The following is a 19791-nucleotide window of genomic DNA, read 5'->3' as shown; positions in this document are numbered from 1 at the left end:
GATCCCTCCTTAGCGCTTCTCGGCGACTTTCTGTTTTTTCTCGGGCTGTTTGTCTTCGGTTGCCGGTACTTTCACCAGCTCCGGGCCTTTTTCAGGCTTGGCCGCGGGCTTGGTGCTGCTGCCTGGGCGGATGAAGAAATCCTGGGGCACATCTTCGAAGAAAGAGCCGCACCCTTTATCGGTTATGTAGAAGGTGTCGGAAATGCCACAGGTCTTGTCACCATCCACGCCCCACATCCAGGGGATAACGTGGAAGGTCATGCCGGGCTCCAGCACTGAGCTGTCGCCGCCCTTGAGGCTGACGATATAGCCCTCATCCCAGCTGGGAGGGAAGGCGATACCGATGGAGTATCCTGAGCGGGTAATCAGACGTGCGCCTACATCGTTATCGGTAATGATGGAGCGAACGATGTGGTCGGCGTCGGATACCGTCAGTCCCGGGCGCATCTCTTCGCGGATCTGGCGCAAGGCCAGCTTCATGGTTTCCTGGGCGCGGTACATGGAGTCCGTCAGTTCGCCGCAAATGACGGTGCGCATCAGGGCCGTGTGGTAGCGACGGTAGCAGCCACCGATTTCCAGAAATACATGCTCGCCCGGCTGAACGGTACGTCCTTCCCAGGTGGCGTGACCGATCATGGTGCGCGGGCCAGAGGTGACATAAGGCATCACGGCCGGGAAGTCACCGCCGGCGGCGAACATGGCCTGGCTGATGGCGCCACCGATTTCATTCTCGGTTACGCCGGCCTGACAGGCTTCAACGCCCGCAAAAAGGCCGGCGCGTGCCGCATCTGCGGATTTGCGCATGGCATCCAGTTCATAACTGGATTTGCACTTGCGACCCTCTTCGACAATGCCGAAGCAGTCCATCAGGCGGCTGCCTTTGAATGCCGTTTTAAGGTAATCCTGATGATAGGCCGGGAAGAAGTAACTGTTGCGCTCGTATCCCAACACTTTCTCGGAAAGGCCGAACTCACGCAGTGACTCGATCAGCATCTGAATGGCGTCACCGGTATCCGAGTAGGGACGTGTTTTTTCCACCCAGGTACGGGCGTGCACATTCGACTCCTCCATCATGCGTGTGATCATGTAGGGTTCGTCGTCGATGGGCACGACCAGTGCCTGAAAGAAGGAGTAGCCTGATGTCTGATAGTCGGTCAGATACATCAGGTTCTCCGGGTCGGTGATGATCACCACATCCAGCAAACGCTTGGCCATGCGCTGGCGCAGGTCGCCAATTCGCCGCTGGTATTCCTCAAACGGGAAGGTCATATCATCGCGTTCGCGCATCAGGCACCTCCTAGTACGCTGTCCACGGCCTGTTCCAGAATGCTCAGACCCTGTTCGAGGTCTTCATCCGGTGTAGTCAGTGGCGGGATCAACTTGATAACGCGGCCACCTACGCCGCAAGGGCCGACCAGCAGTCCGGTTTCAAAGCAGGTCTTGGCGATCTCCTTGGCCTTGGCGCCATCCATGATATCCAGGGCCTGAATCATGCCCTTGCCACGGACTTCGACACCCTGTGCCTTGTACTTCTCGGCGATGGACTGCAAGCGGGCATTGATCATCTCGCCGCGTTCGCGGGTCTGCTGCATCAGGCTGTCATCGTCAAAGTAACGCAAGGCTTCACGGCCCGCGACAAAGGAGAAACCCTGGCCACGGAAGGTGCCGGTATGCTCGCCGGGTTGCCAATGGGCATCATGTTCGGGTTTCACCAGATTCATGGCCAGCGGCGTACCAAAACCGCCGATGCCTTTGGCCAGGCAGACGATATCCGGGTCCAGCCCCATATCGTCGAAACTGAAGTAGCTGCCGGTGCGGCCACAGCCGACCTGGATGTCATCAATGATCAGCAGGGCACCGACATCACGGGCCAGTTTTTGCAGCTCCTGCAGCCATTCCTTGCTGGCGATGTTGACACCGCCCTCGGCCTGAATGGTTTCAATAATAAAGGCAGCAGGCGGTTCATAGCCGCTGGAGCTGTTTTCCAGCGATTCGCGCAGGGTGTTAAGGCAGCCCATGCCGCACCCGGATGTGGTTTCAAACGGTGCATGGTTGACGTGGTTCAAGGGTACGCCCGAGGCGTTACGGAAGTACTGGTTGGCAGTACAGGCCAGCGCCCCCAGTGTCATGCCGTGGAAGCCCTGGCTGAAAGCGATAACCTGTGAGCGCCCTGTTACACGGCGCGCGAGTTTCAGAGCCGCTTCGACGGCGTTGGTGCCGGTCGGACCCATGAACTGCATCTTGTAGTTCATGTTGCGTGGCTTGAGCACGGTATCGATAAAGGCCTGCATAAACTCACGTTTGGCAGTGGTTGCCATATCCAGGCTATGTGCGACGCCGTCAGATTCGATAAATCGAATCAGCGCCTCTTTCATGCGTGGATTGTTGTGCCCGAAGTTGAGCACCCCGGCCCCGGCAAAGAAGTCGATATAACTTCGTCCCTGTTCATCCACCTGACGAGCATTAGACGCCGAAGCAAAAACTGTCGGATAGGCTCGGGAGTAACCGCGAATGTCGGATTCCCACTTTTCGAACAGTTCCATGCTGATCTCCTTGTGCGAAAGAGCCACTGCAGGCAGTTCACAAGTGTGTTCTGTCTGTGGCGTGAGTGATGTTGTAACCGGTTGTTTTACCCGGAGGTGTTCAGAGAGAAACTCAAGGCCTTGAAGGCCGCGACCTGAAGTGGTCCATTTCAAGCTAGGAGAGAAAATCCCACTCATCAAGCCTGATAGGAAAAAAAATTTCCTATCAGGGGGAGTGGATGCTGTTGCCCGGGCTTCAGAGCGGCGTGTTATCCGGTAATGGAGCGCCAACCAGGCGTGAAAAAACTTCGACCACAGAGCCGATCAAATCATCATTGAACGCGTATTCAGGACTGTGACAGGGTGCCTGATAGGCATCGGTTTTCGACATGCCGATCAACGCAAAGGCACCTGGAACCTGATTAAGGTAGTAGCTGAAATCCTCCGATGCCATGATGGGCAGGTGCATGTCTTTGTATTGCCAATCAGGCCCCAAGGTTTCGCCAAGGGCATTGCGATAGGCCTCCGCAGCCTGAGCGTTGTTGACGGTGGCTTCGTAGCGCTTCACGGTAGTGACTTGGGCACTGACACCGTAGGTGCGTGCGGTATCTTCGCTGATCTCGGTGATCAGGCGGTCTATGGTGTCTCGCAACTCCGGCTGCGCCAGGCGGATGCTGCCGCCAATGCGAACGCGGTCGGGAATGACCGTTGGTGCGTTGATGGCGTCGATGGAGGTAACACTGACCACGCTGGCAGACTGAGGAGGTAAGCGACGGCTGACAATCTGTTGCAGGTTGAGCGTAATGGCAGCCGCAGCCAGCACGGGGTCGCGGCAGATTTCCGGCTGACTGGCATGACCACCTTTGCCCTTGAGTTCGATCTCGAACGTCCCGTTACCGGACATGACCGGTCCGTCGGGGCAAACAGCCTGACCATAGGGGATTGCAGGCCAGTTGTGCCAGCCGTAAATGCGGTCGATGCCTTCCAGTGCACCTTCTTCAATCATGCTGCGGGCACCATGGCCGCCTTCCTCCGCCGGCTGAAATACCAGGGTGACAGGCCCGGGCAGGTCGGCTTCATGTGCCTTGAGCCAGGCGGCGGTGGCCCAGAGCGCAGCAGTATGACCGTCGTGGCCACACGCATGCATCTTGCCGGCAACTTCGGATTTATAGGGCAGGTCGGTCAATTCGTGGATCGGCAGGGCGTCGATGTCGCCGCGCAGAGCAATATGAGGGCCCTTGGCATCAGCGGCCAGTGTGGCCAGGGTGCCGTAACGGGCACAACTGCGCCAGGAAATGTCGAGTGCATCCAGCTGGGCGCGAATGCTGCTGCTGGTGTTTTCTTCTTCCCAGGTAAGCTCGGGCTGACGGTGTAATTGATGCCTGAACTGGATTGCCTGATGAAGAATCGTCTGCCATCTATCCTGCATAGTCTATCTTCCCTTTGCTGGTGAGCGTCAGGTTCAGGCTAGTTGCTAGGCAGGCTATGAACAAGTCTCAGGCTCTGGACAGGTTATTCGTCCGAGGAGAGGCGATGAGCCAGGCTTGATAAAATGCGGATTGTCTCAATTGTCACATTTGCTTCAGATGGCTTTTGTGCTATAAAGTGCCTGACTAGATCAATTCCAATTCAAGGCTGACACATGAAAACACTGACCACCGGTGAAATCGCCAAAATCTGTGATGTGAATCTTCGCACGGTGATACGATGGATCGAGCGTGGCGAGCTGAAGGGCTTTAAACTGCCCGGGCGAGGCAACAACCGGGTTCTGGTTGAAGACTTTGTCAGCTTTCTTGAACAGCATGGCATGCCAATTCCGCCAGAGTTTGCGCCTAAAAACAACCGTCGGGTGCTGGTGCTGGATGACGAGCCTGCCATTACGCGCTTGATCAGCCGAATTCTGCGCTCAGGCGGCTACGAGGTCGATGTGGCCACTGATGGTTTCCAGGGGGGCGCCAAATTGCTGCAGGACCGTCCCGCGCTGATTACACTGGACCTGAGTATGCCGGGGCTGGATGGTTTTCAGGTGTTGGACTTCATCCGCTCTACCAGCGAGATCAAAAATACCAAAGTTGTTGTGGTTTCGGCACTCAGCACAGCAGACTTGAACCGAGCATTGGAAGCAGGTGCGGACGCCGTGTTGCAAAAGCCCTTCCAGAATCAGGAGCTGACTGAGGTGGTTGATCGGTTGCTTAAGGATTCTGTCCAGACGGGGTAGCACGCGCCCAAACCTCATCAGGAGGCAGTTGGGACGATGGATAGAAAACTATTACTAGTGGACGATGAATCGGCGATACTGCGCTCCTTGAAGCGGCTGTTTCGCCGTTCAGGCTACCAGCTGCTGATGGCGGAAACGGCTGAAGAAGGCCTTGCCATCTGCTCCCAGGAATCACCGCAAGTGATTCTCTCCGACTTTATGCTGCCGGGCATGAACGGCAGCGAGCTGCTGCAGAAAACTTCTACGCTTGTACCCCCGCCCGTGGGCATACTGCTCAGCGGGCAAGCTGAATTGAATCTGGTACTGGACGCTCTGAACAGTGGTCAGGTTTTCAAGTTCATCACCAAGCCCTGGGATGACCAGGATCTGCTTGACCAGGTCGAACGAGCGTTCAAGCTTTTCGAGTCTCAAGTACTGCCTCCATTTGTCCCCGGTCCTGGGCAGTGTGTGCTGAAACTGGGCGCCAACGGTGCCCTTTTGCAGGCGAGCACTGAAGCCGATCAAATGTTGCAGGTCCAGCAACATTTTATGGCGGGCGCACGTCTGGATGAACTGTTGCCGGGCATGACACCCGCAAAGTGTGATTATCTGTTGCATCACCCAGGCAGTAGCATCACCTTGGGGCAGGAATACGGCTCCGGTCGATTCAGTTTGTGTTCCAGGGTTGAGGCTGCAGGTGAGCATGAAGTCCTTTTAGCCAGCCTGGGCGGACCTGCTGCAGAAGTTGCAATCGAGCAGAAAAATCGTGCGTTGGGACAATCGCAGATACTTGAGCGCATTCGTAGCCATCTCGAAGAACCCGACACCCCCTGCATGGTTGCCTGTATGGAAGTGGCCCGTTTCCGGGAGCTGAACCGCCAGCTTGGGTTCATGGCGTCATCGTCTCTATTAAGCCTGCTGGGCCAATGCATCCATAAGCACTTGCCGCCGGAAGTGTCGTTCGGGGTGTTGGGTGCTGAACAGTTTGCATTGCTCATTCCGGCGACTGAAGCTGAAGGCGTCAAACAGCTTACCCGCCTGCTAGAGCACTTCTCCGAGCCTCAGGCATTGATGGGGCGTTCAGTTATGGTGCCTCTGTATGCCGGGTATTCTCTCGCGGGGCCTGAACATGGCGCCAATGAGGCCGAGTCTTTGCTACAGCAGGCGGCATCGGCCGTGCACTCGCAAGCCTGTGCCGGTGTGGTGAGTGAGCCTCGCCGATATGACCCTCTGCTGGATGAGGATGTAGCCAATCGCGACCGTATTGAAAATGCCTTGTTTGGTGCGCTGGAACGCAACGAATTCAGCCTGGTGTACCAACCCAAGGTGCAGCTGGAAACCGGTACGATTGTGGGTGCTGAAGCGCTGCTGCGTTGGAAAAATAATGAGCTGGGTAATATCAGCCCGGCCACTTTTATTCCCATGGCTGAAGAGAACGGGCTGATCAATATTATCGGTGACTGGGTATTGGCAGCTGCCTGCGCACAGGTTCGCGTCTGGCGCCTGCAAGAAGTGGCAACGGTCCCCATCTCCGTCAACCTGGCGGCACCGCAACTGCGCAATGATTCGCTGGTCAGCAAGGTAACCGGGATCATTAACGAGTCCGGTTCTTCGCCTCAGGATTTGAAAATTGAGCTGACCGAGACCTCTCTGATCCAGGATATCGAAAGCAGTGCAGAGCGTATTGAAGAGCTGAGAACGCTGGGGGTGGGGATCGCGCTGGATGATTTTGGTACCGGCTACTCCTCCCTGAGTTATCTGCACCGCCTGCCGATTGATGTACTCAAGATCGACAAGTGTTTCATTGATGAGATCAGCCCTGACAGCGGCCGTGGGCGGCTGGTTAAGCACATCATCAATATGGCCCATGATATGGGCTATGAGGTGATTGCCGAAGGGGTGGAAAGTCCCTATCAGCTGGAGGTGCTACGCGAGTTTGGCTGCGATATAGTACAGGGATACGTCTATAGTGCACCGGTCGCGCCCAATACGCTGCGCGAAATGCTTGTTGAACAACCTTTTGAGAACCAGGCTTTTGTCTAAACAGATTTTGGCTGCTCGCGTTAAGCTCCCGGAGCAGCCCTCGGTACTTGTTGTCGATGATGAAAAAGCGGTTTTGCTTGCAGCGCGGCGATTGATCCGGCGTTACCATCCCGAATGGGATGTGCTCCAGGCGCAGTCGGTTGAATCTGCCCATGAGCTGTTGAATGAGCAGTCACCCTGGGTAGTGATTGCCGACAAGCAGATGCCGGGAGAGGGCGGTGCCGGGCTGCTGGCCAGTATTGAAGACTCCCATCCGTTGGTGCTCAGAGTCATGTTGACGGGTGATGCTTCACCTCAAGCCTGGTTGGAAGGTACAGCGTCAGCTCACCTGACGTTTGCCAAACCCTATGATCCTGAGGCAATTGTATCGGTGCTGGACCGTGCTGCCCGAATTCATCAATTACCGATACCACTCGACGTAAAGTTGGCACTCGGGCGGCTCAAGCAGCTGCCGGTAGTATCTTCGACGTTTACCCGGTTATCGCTGGAACTGTCCAAAGATGAGGTGTCGATGGATCGTGTCGTCGACCTTGTCAGTGAAGACCAGGCGTTGACCGCGCGCCTGCTGCAATTGGCCAATTCCGCTTTCTTTGGTTTCACCACCGAGGCTGTGAGTATTCGTGACGCTGTCATCCGGCTTGGTAGCGAGTTGATTCGTGCTATCGTCCTGGCATTGGAACTCTTCCATCCGGGGCGTAGCTCAAGCAGTGACAGCTTTCAGTCCAACAACTTCACTTTGGCACGGGGCGTAGCCGAGCGCGCACTGCTTCTGGCCAAGGAGCTTGGACTGGGACGCAAAGAGCGTGATCGCGTTTTTATTGCGGGCCTGCTGCATAATTTGGGCGCACTCGTTGAGCTGGAACTGGACTCTGTCCACGATGATAACCATCAGGAAGCCATGTTGGGCGCCTACCTCCTGACGCTCTGGGGCTTCAAGGCCGAGCAGGTCGAGCTGGTGCAAAACATGCGTTTTCCGAGTGCGTCGACAGATCCGGATAAGGCGCTGGCTGCCTTGCACCTGGCCTGGATTCTCGAAGCGGCAGGCGTGGATGGTGAATCGTTGGACCGAGACTTCCTGCAAAGCCAGGGGCTGGGTCTTGATGAGCAGGCTAACCCGATTCTGCTGTGAAGCCGTCTATCTTGAGGTTTTTGCCTTGAAATCAAATGATTGCAGGTGAGACAACCGGCGAGGGTCTGCTAACATGCCAGTAATAACTCTGGCCACTCAGCTGCGAACTGGATTTTGATGACCCCGGATATTCTGCTGCCTGCCGCGCTTGCTTCTACTCTGGTTGCTATCAGTGTGTGGGCACTCACCCGCTGGCAAGCCTCCATTCCCTTACAACAGGCGCAAGCCCGTATCGAGCAGCTCGGCTTGCAGGCCGAGCAACTTCAGGATGAGGCTGACATGTTGCGCGACCAGACCCTTTCGTTACAGGAAGAGAAGGGGCAGCTTCAGGTTGAGCTGGGGCGGCTGCAAACACGCGCGGATGAGCGTGATCAGGCGTTGCGCCAATATCAGGGCTGGTGGCAGCAGGAGCAGCAGCGCTATCAGGAGCTGCAAAGCGAATACCAGCAGCTGCAATCAGATCATAGCGCCCTGGTGTCGCGCCGTGAGCAGCAGGAAAAACACTTTCAGGAACAGCTGCAGCAACTTGAACAGAGCCGGGAGCTGCTGAAGACGGAGTTTGAACAGCTGGCCAGTGAAATACTTGAGCGTAAGGGCAAGGCGTTCAGTGAAATGAGCCAGCAGAGTCTGAATCATTTGCTGAACCCTATTCAGAATGAAATGAAAGGTTTTCGCGAGAAGGTTGAAAATATACACCTGCGTGAAACCGAGCAGCGCGTTCAGCTGCGCACCGAGCTACAAAACCTGCAGCAGCTTAACCAGGCGATTACCGATCAGGCCGAGAAACTCACCACCGCTCTGCAGGGGCAGAAAAAAGTCCAGGGCAACTGGGGTGAGCTGATGCTGGAAAATGTATTGGATAATGCCGGCCTCAGGTTGGGCAGGGATTACAAGCGTGAAGTCAGTATCAATACTGAGGAGGGGCGTCAGCGCCCTGATGCCATTGTCTATTTGCCTGGCGACAAGCACCTGATCATTGATGCCAAAACCTCGCTGGCGGCTTATACCCGTTATGTTAATGCGGAGCAGGAGACGGAGCGGCAGCAGGCGTTGCGAGAGCATGCCCGTGCCGTGTCTGACCGTATTAAGGAACTGGCCGACCGGCGTTATGACCGCTTGCCGGGGCTGAACTCACCCGAGATTGTGATCATGTTTATCCCGGTCGAGTCTGCCTACGTTGAAGCACTGAAAGCAGATGAAACACTTTACCAGCGTGCTTTGGAGCAGAATGTGCTGGTTGCCACACCGACTACTTTGCTGACCAGCCTGAACATTGTGCGTCAGCTTTGGCGGTTCGAGGATCAAAGTCGTCATACCGCTGAATTGGCGGACCGTGCGGAAAAATTCTACACCAAGCTCAATAGCTTTCTGACCAGCATGCAGGATGTGGGCAAGAAGCTTGATGGGGCTCGTGCCAGTTACGACCGCGCTTTTGGCCAGCTTTACTCGGGGCGTGGCAACCTGATTAAACAGGCCGCTGAGTTCAAGGATCTGGGTGTCTCGGTACAAAAGGAATTGCCCAGCGAGCTTGTCGACAAGGCACGCCTTGAGCTGGATAGCGGCACCTGAAGCCGGATTCAGGAACTAAAGGAACCCAGGGCAATTAGATGGAATTTATCAGGCGCCGCATCGAGCAGCAGGTATTCAGCCTGACCGGGCTATCACTGAATCAGATCGATTATGAAAACCCGAAAGGGGATCCGGGGCTGTTTGGTCCTGAGAGTATCTGCTGGAAGGTGCATGCGGATTTTCCCTCCATGTTATGTGGCGGAATTGGCGCGCTGATGCTGCAAATGCTGCATCCGCTGGCGCTTGCGGGTGTCTGGGATCACTCCAGCTTCCGGCAGGATATGATCGGCCGCTTGCGCAGAACCAGTCAGTTTGTTGCCGGTACTACCTTTGCAGCCACGGCGGATGCTCATCGGCTGATCGACCAGGTGTGCGAAATTCATCGCCGAGTAAAAGGTGTTGCCCCTGACGGCAGGCCCTATGCTGCGACCGATCCTGATTTGCTGACCTGGGTACACGTGGCCGAAGTGCGAAGCTTTATGGCTGGCTATCTGCGCTATGGTGATCCAGACCTGAGTCGTGAAGATCAGGATCGTTATTTCGCTGAAGTAGCCCTGATTGCAGAGTCTCTGGGAGCAGTAGAGGTTCCCCGCACCCGTCAGCAAATTGATGCCTACCTTGAACAAATGCGCCCGCAGCTGTGCTTTGATGAGAGAACCGCTGAAGTGCTACAGCTGCTGCTTACGGCACCGGCGCCCAACCTGTTGACCCGTCCTGCAGGCTACCTGATGGCCCGTGCCGGTATTGATCTGCTGCCTGAATGGGGCCGGGAAATGGCGGGTATAGGATTGAGCCCGGTTCAGCGGAACATGGTTCATGCCGGTATGCACGTGCTGGTTATGACTTTGCGATGGGCACTTCGTAACGGCGTGTCCCGTCGTGCCAAGCGGCGCGTGGGGCTTAGCTGAGCAGTACTCTGTACAGATTTTGCAATTCCCGGTGTTTACGTCTCTAATGACTGGATTGACTCGAAAATGGTCGCCCAATCCTTTCATAAGCGCAGTAAGGTCAGGAAAGCCAGGTGCGAAACCGCTACTCAACTTACTATCTAGCATTGTTGATACTGATCGCTGCTGCGGGTGCCTTTGGTGCCTGGAAGGCATATAGCGTATCGCGGCTGCTGGAAGAGAAACGGGTTGATGACAACCTTCGCGAACTGGCCCAGATTCAGGCTTTCCGTGCCCAGGACTTGCTCAGTGATGCAGAGCGCGTGCTGGAAGCCTTTACTGCTTATTTTCAGTCATCCGAGCAGGTGACCGAGTCTGAATTCCGCCGCTTTTCCAGCGTGTTACTGCCTGGTCGTAACGATGTCTACGCGGTCCATTGGGCACCAAAGGTGTTATCTTCTGAGCGCAAGGCACATGAAGCAGCTATGCAGGCGCGAGGCCTGGCGCCCAAAGGAATTTTTGAGCTTGCACTGCCATCCCTGTCGCCGGTCCCGGCTTTGCCTCGTCCCCGGTATTTCCCTATTACCTTCACTGAGCCGCTGGAGCAGAACCGCAGAGCAGTAGGGCTGGATGCAGCCCTGAGGTTTAGCCAGCCTGCAGATGGACCGATTGAAATGGCACTTCAGGGGCGCTCTTATACAACCGGTGCTTTCCCTATTGTTCAGGATGAAAAGGGTCCCTTGGCTGTCGCGATTTTTCAGCCTGTGCATGTGTACGGCACGGACAGTTGGACGATGCAGCAACTGCGAGGGTTTTTGCTATTGCTGCTCAGGCCGGAAATCCTGCTTACCGAGCGGCTCGAGCCCATTAGTGGGCAGCCTTATCAGGTGCGCCTTAGTGACATCAGTGGCGCCGACCCGAAGCAGATTTATCCACGCGGTAATGTTGCCCCTGCAGCGGGGCCTGAATACAGCTTTCCTTTAGCGCTGGGCAGTCGTGAATGGCAGGTGGATATTGCCTTTGAAGAACCTGTCAGGGTCAGTCATGCACCGGCTGCTATTGCAGGCCTGATTATTCTGCTCACGCTGGTCGTGATGTTTGCCCTGACACGCAGTCTGCGGCAGTCTTCCGCGCTGCTGGTCGCTAATAACAAGTTATCCTTGCTGGCGAACAGGGACCCACTGACGGGGTTGGCCAACCGCAGGAGTATTGAGGAGCTGGCGCATGAAGTGCTGGCCCTTGAAACCCGTGGCGAAGGGTTTAGTGCGGTGTGTGTGGTTGACCTCGATAACTTCAAGAAAGTGAATGACAGTCTGGGGCACCAGCAGGGCGATATCCTGCTGATGGAGCTGGCAGAGCTGTTTCAGCAAACCCTCAGGAGCAGTGATATTGCTGCCCGTATAGGCGGTGATGAGTTTGTGCTGCTGATGCCTCAGCTCAAATCACTTAATGACGTGACCGGAGCACTGCAGCGGCTGGTGAATAGCATTCGCGCGTATGCAGAAGATCATGAGCAGGTCAGTTATGTGTCGGCCAGTATCGGCGTAGCCCTTTCCGGCAGCGATTGCCGGGATTTCATTTTGCTCCAGCAGCGAGCAGACCGTGCAATGTATGAAGCGAAGAAAGCGGGCAAGAACCGATACCTTATCTGGTCACCGGATTTAATGAGCTAGCCAAAACCTGCGGTTGCCTGGTTTTACTGACTGGAGTCTGACATCGTGCCTGAATTAAAAACGCTGGGCCTGTTCCTGGTGACGGCCATTGCCGAAATTGTTGGCTGCTACCTGCCATACCTATGGCTACGTGAAGGTAAAACTGTTTGGTTGCTGCTACCGGGAATAATCAGCTTGGTGATTTTTGCCTGGCTGCTATCACTGCATCCCACTGCAGCGGGGCGTGTTTATGCAGCTTACGGCGGTGTCTATATCTTTGTCGCCATTTTTTGGCTATGGGGTGTGGATGGCATACGCCCCACAGGCTGGGACTTGCTGGGCGCAACCGTAGCGCTGATTGGAATGGCTATTATCATGTTTGCTCCGCGCGGGGGTTAAGTGTAATAAGTGCTGCTATGAGGGCTTCATATCACTTCAGGTGGGCACCGCTGTTGTTAAAAGGATTTGAATGTTTACTCGAAGGTACTTCCTGACTACAGGTCAATTAGAGCTATACAAGCAAAATTGAATATAGGTGCCTTCGCACTAAAACGCGCTAATCAATATCACTCGCCGATTACACGAAGTGTAGCTGGCACTAGAAACAGGGAGTCAAGGATGAACTCATGCGCGCTGTCGCCAACGGATAAAAAAGCCTATGCAAAGGATGTGGGGCAGATCCTGGTACACAAGCACGGCAAACAGAAATTTTACACGCCACGCCAGGTGAAACAGGCATCATCTCAATCAAGGTATACCGTTGATTGGCATTGTTGGGCGATGTGCCTGTACTCCTCGCCCGCAGATTTTAATGACTACCATGCTGCTACGGGCGAGAACTGTGACTATGCGGCAATGAAAGCTGAAATGGCAACGGCCTTGACGGATGGGGCTTCGGAATCCTGGTTTGATTTCGACCTCTCCTGGCTCGAATGGCCGGATTTTGATCTGCCCTCAATTTTCGATATTTTTGACTAGTTTGTAATTTCGGGGCGGCGTCAATGAGTGCCCAACACCTGCCGGAACATGAATGCGTGTTCACAGGTATTGGGCTGGTACGTTTATCAGGAGTCCATTGCCTCACTCACGCGTCTGCTTTTACGTCTGTTAAGCAGGTCTTTGGCACTGACCAGGAAGATGCCGGCTACAACCAACAGGCCGCCGGTTACAAAGCTGGGGCTCAGCACTTCATCCAGAATCAGTACACCAAAGAGTACGCCCAGCAGCGGGGTAATGAAGACAAAGGTCGCCATGCGCGATGCCAGGTAGCGTTTGAGTAGCCAGAACCAGGTCAGATAACTGGCCAGGGCGATGAAAACGGCCTGGAAAGCCATGTTCACGGTGGTTTCTGGTGTCCAGTTCATATCGCCATTGCCCATCATAAAAGCAGCGACTATGAGCATGATGGCGGCGGCAGCCATCTGGTAAAACAGGGTTTTAACGGCCGGCGCTTCCGACAGCCTGGAGCCTCGAATCACGACAGTGGTGAAGCCCCAGATAGCGCCTGCGGCCAGGGCGAGGGCGTCACCATAAAGGCTGGTGCCTTCGCTGTTGCTTGGGTCCAGGAAGGCGATGCAGACGCCCGCAAACGCCAGTGCTATACCGGCCCACTGCAAGCGGCTGAGGCGCTCGTCAGGGTGGACGAAGTGCATGCCCAGTGCGGTAAAAATGGGGGAGGTATAGAGGAAGACGACCATATGAGAAGCGCTGGTATGGGCCAGCCCCTCACCAACGAACAGGAACTCCAGTGCAAACATGAAACCGGCGACCAGGCCTGATATCAGCGTGCCATCACTGAACAGCTTAAGCCCTTCGCTGCGCAGCAGCAGTAATAGCAACACGAAAGCCGCGAACGCAGAGCGCAGGCCAATCTGGAGCGTTGGCGCGATATCCCCGGCAGCCAGTTTTATGGCGATTTGCTGAAAGCCCCAGCCCAAACAGAGCACCATCAGCACACTGACGGCGAAGAAATCTAGGTGTCGACGTGTGCCTGTCATGGGGACCTCCGGGCTGCTCAGTGGCTAAAAAGTAACGTAGGTTACATTTTATTGGTGATGAATGCAGTAACGCTGCACAAAAAGTGCTGTCAGGCATGAAATTTTGCTTTGTGCCGCTTTGAATCGGAACTAAAATCCGCGCTTTAACCGTTCAGGTAGCGCCTGTATGAAATGCGTATCCTTCGATGCGTTCCGAACCCTTCACCTTCTCGGTGTCAGCTATATCAAACCCGAGCACATGTTTGCCGAACGCGCCCGTATTGAAGCGGCGGACTGGGTGCTCTTCCCTGAATATTGGCAGATTAATGCACTGGTGTTCGGGTTGAAAAAGCGTATTTTCCCCAGCTTGTCTTCCTACCTTATCGGTCACGATAAGGTGCAGATGACACGTGCGTTTCAGATGCTGTTTCCTGCTCATGTGCCCTGGACGTTGATTGAGCCGAATGATGCACAGAGTGCGGAACGGGTGTGGCACAAAATGCATACGCCCTTTGTAGCCAAAATTCCAAAAAGCAGCATGGGGCAGGGCGTCTTTCTGATCGAAAGTCGTGATGATTGGCAACAGTATCTGGCAAAAACACCGGTCATCTATGCGCAGGAATTGTTGCCGATTGATCGTGATCTTCGTCTTATCGTTGTGGGGGGCAAGCTGGTAAACGGGTTCTGGCGTTGTCAGGGGGACAATGGTTTTCATAATAACCTGTCCCAGGGCGGTTATGTAGATAACCAAACGCCTTTGCCTCCGGCTGCTGTTGATTTGGTTGAGCGGGTTGCTCGGGCGCTGGATCTGGATCATGCCGGTTTCGATGTAGCCATGGTGGAAGGCTATCCGTACCTGATTGAGTTTAACCGCCTGTTCGGGAATCGAGGATTGCCGGGGTTAAGCCAGCAGGTATCGGATGCGATGTTACAGCACCTGAAAGCGGCCAATGATCATGATGGCGATGATGATGACGACCCCAAGGATCCTACACCACCGCTGCCCATTGCGGTTTGATGGGCTTTAAGAAGTTGTTGGGCCAGCGCTTCGGCAGCGCTGGCAACTTCAGGGCTCATTACTGTATCCACCGACGTTTGCTTGATCGTTATGGCCAGCAGCTGAAGGTCTTTTGGTAGCTGGTGCAGAGCGTGGGCCAATGACAGGGTTTGCGCCAGGCCAAAACCATGGCTGGATGTTGAGTTTGCTTGCGCCAGTTGAGCCGGTGTGAGTGCCATACACTGGCCGGGCGGGTAATCTTCTGTCAGCAGGGCATCAATCAGCGTGACGCGGCCTTTGCTCTGCATCAGTTCAATCAATTCAGGGCCGGGGCGGTCCAGGCTCAAGAGCTTCAGGGTAGCGGGTGGCGAAGCCGCCTGCAGGCCTTCAATAACAGCCCAGCCGGCGCGGTCATCGCCAAAGGGCGAGCCGATGCCAATAATCAGCTCGGGAGCGGTCATTCTATTTCCTGTTTTTCCAGAGTCAGAAAGTGGGTGGCGCAGGAGATGCAAGGGTCGTAATTGCGGATTACCTGCTCGGCCCTGAGCCTGAGTGCGTCTTCATCATTATCCAGTCCAAATGCGGTCAGTGAGCGGTGCAGATCGGCCTCAATGCGCGCCTGATTTTGACTGGTGGGCGGTACAATGCGTGCTGCCTGTATCAGGCCCTTATCATCCAGCTCATAGCGGTGCCAAAGCAGCCCTCTGGGGGCTTCGCTCATGCCGTATCCCGAACCAGCCTGTAATGTCAGTGGCGTGAAAGGCGAAGCCGGATGCATATAATCCTGCAACAGCCGGATCGCTTCAGCGATCACCAGTTCAATCTCCAGCGCGCGTGCAATCAGGCTCATGAACATGTTGTTGCAGGGCAGGCTTAGTCCAATTTCATTGAGGCGCTGCTGCAAAAATGGCGGTAATTGGCTGTAGTTCAGGTTAAGGCGAGCCAGAGGCCCGGTTAGATAGGGTTCGCCATTGAAGTCAGACCAAAGTGCGGTGGAATCCGGCTTGTGGGTCTCGTGAAAGTGCTGCTCAAACTGGTCCGCCGTCAGCTCCAGCCCGGTGCTGGTTCGAAGTGTGCCTCTTTCAATCGCGTAGCAATCAGTGTGGTGCAGCGCAACTGAGATGAAGGTTTGCGGGTCTTCAGGCAAAGGCAGGCGGGCACAAAAACGTGTCAGGTCCGCGGCATCGCTTTGAGCCTGTTGCAGGGATGCTATCAGTGCACGAACATCTTCAGCCTCTGGCGCATGATGGAAGCCTCCCAGGCGTGCGCCGACAGGGTGGACCGAGCGCCCGCCAAACAGACGGATAAGCGAGTTGCCCAGCCCCTGCAGTTGCAAGCCTCGCTTTACTTCATTCGGATGCCGCTCAGCCATGGCGATGGCGTTATCAAAGCCGAGAAAATCCGGTAACGCCAGCAGGTGGATATGCAGGGCATGGCTCTGCAGCCATTCGCCGCAGTAGAACACGCGCCGCATCTGTTGGACCCAGTGACCTGGTGAATCGTTCGAGAGGGATTCCAGCGCATTCAGCGCACTCATCTGGTAGGCCACCGGGCAGATGCCGCAGATACGGGCCACAATATCGACCACTTCCTCGGCTTCCCGGCCTTCCAGGAATTTTTCGAAAAAACGCGGGGGTTCAAAGATCGATAGCCCAAGCTCATGCAGCTGACCATCGCGTACCTCAAGTCGCAGCGAGCCTTCACCCTCGACGCGGGTGAGTGCAGGCACATCGATGCGAATGCGGCGGCTAGTCATCCTGATCTCCTGTGCCTGAGTGATAAAAAACCTTGCCGGTGTGCAGGAAGGCCGGGGCCTGGGAGTTAATCAGCAGGAAGCGGCGAGCTATGGCATCGGGCAGCAGGCCAAAACCGGCAAAACGCTGGGCCAGGGTGTCTGTCTGCGGGGTTTCACTGGGCCCGTAGCAACCATAGCAGGCACGCCCAAAACGCGGGCACAGGGCACCGCAGCCGGTGCGGGTTACCGGGCCCATGCAGGGGGCGGCTCCGGTGACTAGTACACACACGGCTTGTTGGCGCTTGCACTCCAGACAAACCCGGTCGCGATCGTCGATCGGAGCGACATCAAACAGGAGTGCTCGTATTGCGGCGAGTATCTGAGCGCTGCTGACCGGGCAGCCCCAGAGTTCGAGATCTACCTGGACGGCTGCGGCGATGGGCTGCACTTCCTTGAGTGTCTGGATGAACTCGGGGCGGGCGTAGATGGCGTCGCGCCAGTTGTCGTGTTGACCCTCAAGGTTGCGCAGGGCCTGCAGACCTCCGCTGGTTGCGCAGGCGCCGATGCTAACCAGATAGCGACTGTTGGCACGTACCTGCTGGATGCGTTCCAGCTCGTTAGGGGTCGACAGGCTGCCCTCAACAAAGGCGATGTCCACTTCCGTTTCGGCATCGCTCATGCCGGCTTCCAGAAAATGCAGAATCTCGACCTGTTCGTTCAGTTGCAGCAGGGCTTCACCCAGATTCAGAAAGGTGAGCTGGCAGCCATCGCAGGAGCTGAATTTGTGAACGGCGATGCGTGGTTTGTTCATTACACGCCCTCCAGGCCCAGACGGTCGCGCAGCCGTGGGTAGGGCATGACCGGACCGTCGCGGCAAATGAAGTCGGCGCCAAACTGGCAATGCCCGCAATGACCAGTCGCGCACTGCATATTGCGCTCCATGCTGAGCCAGATGGCATCCGCCGGTACCTGCTGGCGTATCAGTTGTTCGGCACTGGCCTGCATCATGGGTTCAGGGCCGCAGCAGCAAACCAGTGTTTGCGCAGGCTTGAGGGGGAGGCGCTTGATCAGTTCAGTCACCCGTCCGCTGTACCAGGGCCAGCCTGGTGCTGCCACATCCGCAGCCATCATGACCGTCGTTTCCGGTTGCTGTGCCCAGTACTCATAACGACTGCGCCAGAGCAGGTCGGCAGAATGTTTTACGCCCTGAATGATATGGATGTGCCCGTATAAAGCGCGATGAGCAAAAGCATGTTCGATGATGGACACGGCTGGGGCACAGCCAAGGCCACCCGTGACAACGCACAGATCCATGTTTTCGGCCTGGTGCAGCGGCCAACCTTGCCCAAAAGGACCGCGCAGACCAATGCGCTCCACTGGTTTCAGTGCGGCCAGTGCCCGGCTGACTCGCCCGACAGCCCGGATCGTATGTTCCAGTACAGGCTGTCCCTGGTCGTCTTCGCCAAGCGCTTTGAAGGAGATAGGGATTTCGCCCACACCAAAACGGTAGAGCATGTTGAACTGGCCAGGTTGTATGCCCAGGCGCCATTGCTGCTCCGGGTCTGTCAGGCGCAGCTGCAGAGTGAAGATATCCTCGGTTTCCTGAATGCGACCGAGAATCACGGCTTCAGTGGGCAGTGCCGGGTTGGCTGGGGCCTGGTGTTGCAAGCAGGCGTGTCCGCTCATGGCAAGTTGCTCAGGATAACGGCTGAGCATTTCTTGGGCTGTTCAGGCATAGGCAGTTCCCTGACAAGTGACTCCTTATACGTTAGGTCGGGTCAGGCTGGGGAACAAGTGCAATTGCGGACTAAAACAAGGTGAGCTGACCAGGCTCAGGAAGGGGCTGAGCCTGGTCGTGTGAATCCGTAGGTCGAATTAGAGCGCCGAACGATAGATGGCAGCTACTTCTTCGTCGGTGAATTTACGTGGGTTGGTCAGCGCGCAGACATCCTTTTGCGCATTACCCACCATGGTGGGAATATCTTCATCCTTAACACCCAGCTCACTCAGGGTGCGCGGAATGCCGACGTCCTGAGACAGCGCTTCGATGGCGTCAATCGCCAGGTAGGCAGCATCGCGTTCGGACAGGCCTTCGGTTACTTCACCCAGCGCATCGGCAATATCCGCAAAACGTTCACTGCAAGCCATCAGGTTGACGCGGCAAACATGAGGCAACAGCAGTGCATTGCAGACACCGTGGGGCAGGTTGTAGAAACCGCCCAGCTGGTGTGACATGGCATGCACGTAGCCCAGGCTGGCGTTATTGAAGGCCATGCCAGCCAGGTACTCGGCGTACGCCATTTTGTCACGGGCTTCCATATCTTCACCGCGTGCAACCGCCTTGCGCAGGTACTGGCCGATCAGACGGATCGCCTGCAGGGCGCAGGCATCGGTGATCGGTGTGGCGGCGGTGGAGACATAGGCCTCGATGGCATGGGTCAGTGCGTCCATGCCGGTGGCTGCGGTCAGCGAGGGCGGCATATCCACCATCAGAGCCGGATCGTTGATGGCTACATCCGGGGTCAGACGCCAGTCCACCAGCGCCATCTTCACGTGGTTGGAGCTGTTGGTGATGATGGTGAAACGGGTCATTTCGCTGGCGGTACCAGCAGTGGTGTTGATGGCGATATAAGGCGGCAGAGGCAGGGATAGCTGATCCAGGCCCTCATAGTCCTGAATGGAGCCGCCGTTGGTGGCGAGAATACCGATGCCCTTGCAGCAGTCGTGGGCGCTGCCACCACCCAATGAGATCAGCATGTCGCAGCCTTCTGAGTGATACAGGGCTGTACCCTCATCTACATTGTGGTCGGTGGGGTTAGGGACGGTACCGTCGTAAACAGCACAGGGAATGTCGGCGTCTTCCAGCATCTTGACGATGCGCTGGGTATAACCGAGTTCTGTCATGCCGCCATCGGCGACCAGCAGTGGCTTCTTGCCCTCCAGCATTTTTACGCGTTCAGCCAGAGAGGCGAGGCAGCCTTCACCCATCAGGGATACGGTGGGGACGAAAAACGCTTCGATAGCCATTGATCTCTTCCTTGTATTCGGCCGGTGCGGGGTGCACCGAGTCCGGTTGCACATTCG

Annotated in this window: 18 protein-coding genes; 9 read left to right on the top strand and 9 right to left on the bottom strand. The window is 56.0% G+C overall.

The window, feature by feature from the left end:
- Nucleotides 1-9: 9 nt before the first annotated feature.
- The 3 genes from doeA to doeB2 all read right to left on the bottom strand — a co-directional run bounded on the left by doeA (nucleotide 10) and on the right by doeB2 (nucleotide 3951).
- Nucleotides 10-1287, bottom strand: coding sequence for an ectoine hydrolase (gene doeA / locus BW956_RS00965; protein ID WP_076460118.1), 1278 nt, complete (start codon nucleotides 1285-1287; stop codon nucleotides 10-12).
- On the bottom strand, nucleotides 1287-2543 hold the full coding sequence (gene ectB, locus BW956_RS00960; protein ID WP_010321739.1) for a diaminobutyrate--2-oxoglutarate transaminase: 1257 nt from the start codon (nucleotides 2541-2543) through the stop codon (nucleotides 1287-1289). The genes doeA and ectB overlap by 1 nt, the downstream gene beginning before the upstream one ends.
- Before the next feature lie 235 nt (nucleotides 2544-2778).
- Nucleotides 2779-3951, bottom strand: a complete 1173-nt coding sequence (gene doeB2 / locus BW956_RS00955) for a N(2)-acetyl-L-2,4-diaminobutanoate deacetylase DoeB2 (RefSeq protein WP_076460116.1) — start codon at nucleotides 3949-3951, stop codon at nucleotides 2779-2781.
- 213 nt (nucleotides 3952-4164) lie between these two features.
- Between doeB2 and BW956_RS00950 the strand changes: the two genes are divergently transcribed.
- From BW956_RS00950 to BW956_RS00915, 8 genes are all read left to right on the top strand, one after another.
- A complete protein-coding gene (locus BW956_RS00950; RefSeq protein ID WP_010321737.1) occupies nucleotides 4165-4740 on the top strand; it encodes a response regulator in 576 nt (191 codons plus the stop codon).
- 36 nt (nucleotides 4741-4776) lie between these two features.
- Nucleotides 4777-6762, top strand: a complete 1986-nt coding sequence (locus tag BW956_RS00945; protein WP_083702884.1) for an EAL domain-containing response regulator — start codon at nucleotides 4777-4779, stop codon at nucleotides 6760-6762.
- Complete coding sequence (locus BW956_RS00940) at nucleotides 6755-7891, top strand: HDOD domain-containing protein (RefSeq protein ID WP_076460113.1); 1137 nt, start codon at nucleotides 6755-6757, stop codon at nucleotides 7889-7891. The genes BW956_RS00945 and BW956_RS00940 overlap by 8 nt, the downstream gene beginning before the upstream one ends.
- A gap of 117 nt (nucleotides 7892-8008) precedes the next feature.
- Nucleotides 8009-9460: a DNA recombination protein RmuC gene (locus tag BW956_RS00935; protein WP_076460111.1), complete on the top strand. Its 1452-nt coding sequence runs from the start codon at nucleotides 8009-8011 to the stop codon at nucleotides 9458-9460.
- A gap of 38 nt (nucleotides 9461-9498) precedes the next feature.
- A complete protein-coding gene (locus tag BW956_RS00930) occupies nucleotides 9499-10368 on the top strand; it encodes an oxygenase MpaB family protein (RefSeq protein WP_076460110.1) in 870 nt (289 codons plus the stop codon).
- Nucleotides 10369-10481: 113 nt separating this feature from the next.
- Complete coding sequence (locus BW956_RS00925) at nucleotides 10482-12020, top strand: diguanylate cyclase (RefSeq protein ID WP_076460108.1); 1539 nt, start codon at nucleotides 10482-10484, stop codon at nucleotides 12018-12020.
- Between the two features lie 45 nt (nucleotides 12021-12065).
- Nucleotides 12066-12398, top strand: a complete 333-nt coding sequence (locus BW956_RS00920) for a YnfA family protein (RefSeq protein WP_010321731.1) — start codon at nucleotides 12066-12068, stop codon at nucleotides 12396-12398.
- A gap of 219 nt (nucleotides 12399-12617) precedes the next feature.
- Complete coding sequence (locus tag BW956_RS00915) at nucleotides 12618-12977, top strand: DUF6559 family protein (RefSeq protein ID WP_010321730.1); 360 nt, start codon at nucleotides 12618-12620, stop codon at nucleotides 12975-12977.
- An 86-nt stretch (nucleotides 12978-13063) separates the two neighbouring features.
- Here the strand turns inward: BW956_RS00915 and BW956_RS00910 are convergent, their stop codons facing one another.
- A complete protein-coding gene (locus tag BW956_RS00910) occupies nucleotides 13064-13996 on the bottom strand; it encodes a DMT family transporter (protein WP_076460107.1) in 933 nt (310 codons plus the stop codon).
- Between the two features lie 166 nt (nucleotides 13997-14162).
- Here BW956_RS00910 and BW956_RS00905 point away from each other — a divergent pair, with 166 nt between their 5' ends.
- On the top strand, nucleotides 14163-14993 hold the full coding sequence (locus BW956_RS00905; RefSeq protein WP_076460105.1) for an ATP-grasp domain-containing protein: 831 nt from the start codon (nucleotides 14163-14165) through the stop codon (nucleotides 14991-14993).
- Here BW956_RS00905 and BW956_RS00900 read toward each other — a convergent pair.
- The 5 genes from BW956_RS00900 to BW956_RS00880 form a co-directional block, all read right to left on the bottom strand.
- Nucleotides 14930-15433 (bottom strand): hydrogenase maturation protease, encoded by a 504-nt coding sequence (locus tag BW956_RS00900; protein WP_076460104.1) that lies wholly within the window; start codon nucleotides 15431-15433, stop codon nucleotides 14930-14932. The two genes, BW956_RS00905 and BW956_RS00900, sit on opposite strands and share 64 nt — an antisense overlap.
- On the bottom strand, nucleotides 15430-16728 hold the full coding sequence (locus BW956_RS00895; protein WP_076460102.1) for a Ni/Fe hydrogenase subunit alpha: 1299 nt from the start codon (nucleotides 16726-16728) through the stop codon (nucleotides 15430-15432). Before BW956_RS00895 ends, BW956_RS00900 begins: the two co-directional genes overlap by 4 nt.
- Nucleotides 16721-17518, bottom strand: a complete 798-nt coding sequence (locus BW956_RS00890) for an NADH-quinone oxidoreductase subunit B family protein (protein WP_076460101.1) — start codon at nucleotides 17516-17518, stop codon at nucleotides 16721-16723. The genes BW956_RS00895 and BW956_RS00890 overlap by 8 nt, the downstream gene beginning before the upstream one ends.
- On the bottom strand, nucleotides 17518-18393 hold the full coding sequence (locus BW956_RS00885) for an FAD/NAD(P)-binding protein (protein ID WP_076461251.1): 876 nt from the start codon (nucleotides 18391-18393) through the stop codon (nucleotides 17518-17520). The genes BW956_RS00890 and BW956_RS00885 overlap by 1 nt, the downstream gene beginning before the upstream one ends.
- A gap of 189 nt (nucleotides 18394-18582) precedes the next feature.
- Nucleotides 18583-19734: an iron-containing alcohol dehydrogenase gene (locus BW956_RS00880; protein ID WP_076460099.1), complete on the bottom strand. Its 1152-nt coding sequence runs from the start codon at nucleotides 19732-19734 to the stop codon at nucleotides 18583-18585.
- Between the last annotated feature and the right edge of the window lie 57 nt (nucleotides 19735-19791).

This window comes from Marinobacterium stanieri (assembly GCF_900155945.1).
GTDB classification, from domain to species: Bacteria; Pseudomonadota; Gammaproteobacteria; order Pseudomonadales; family Balneatricaceae; genus Marinobacterium; species Marinobacterium stanieri.
This window is presented reverse-complemented; position numbering and strand designations above follow the sequence as displayed.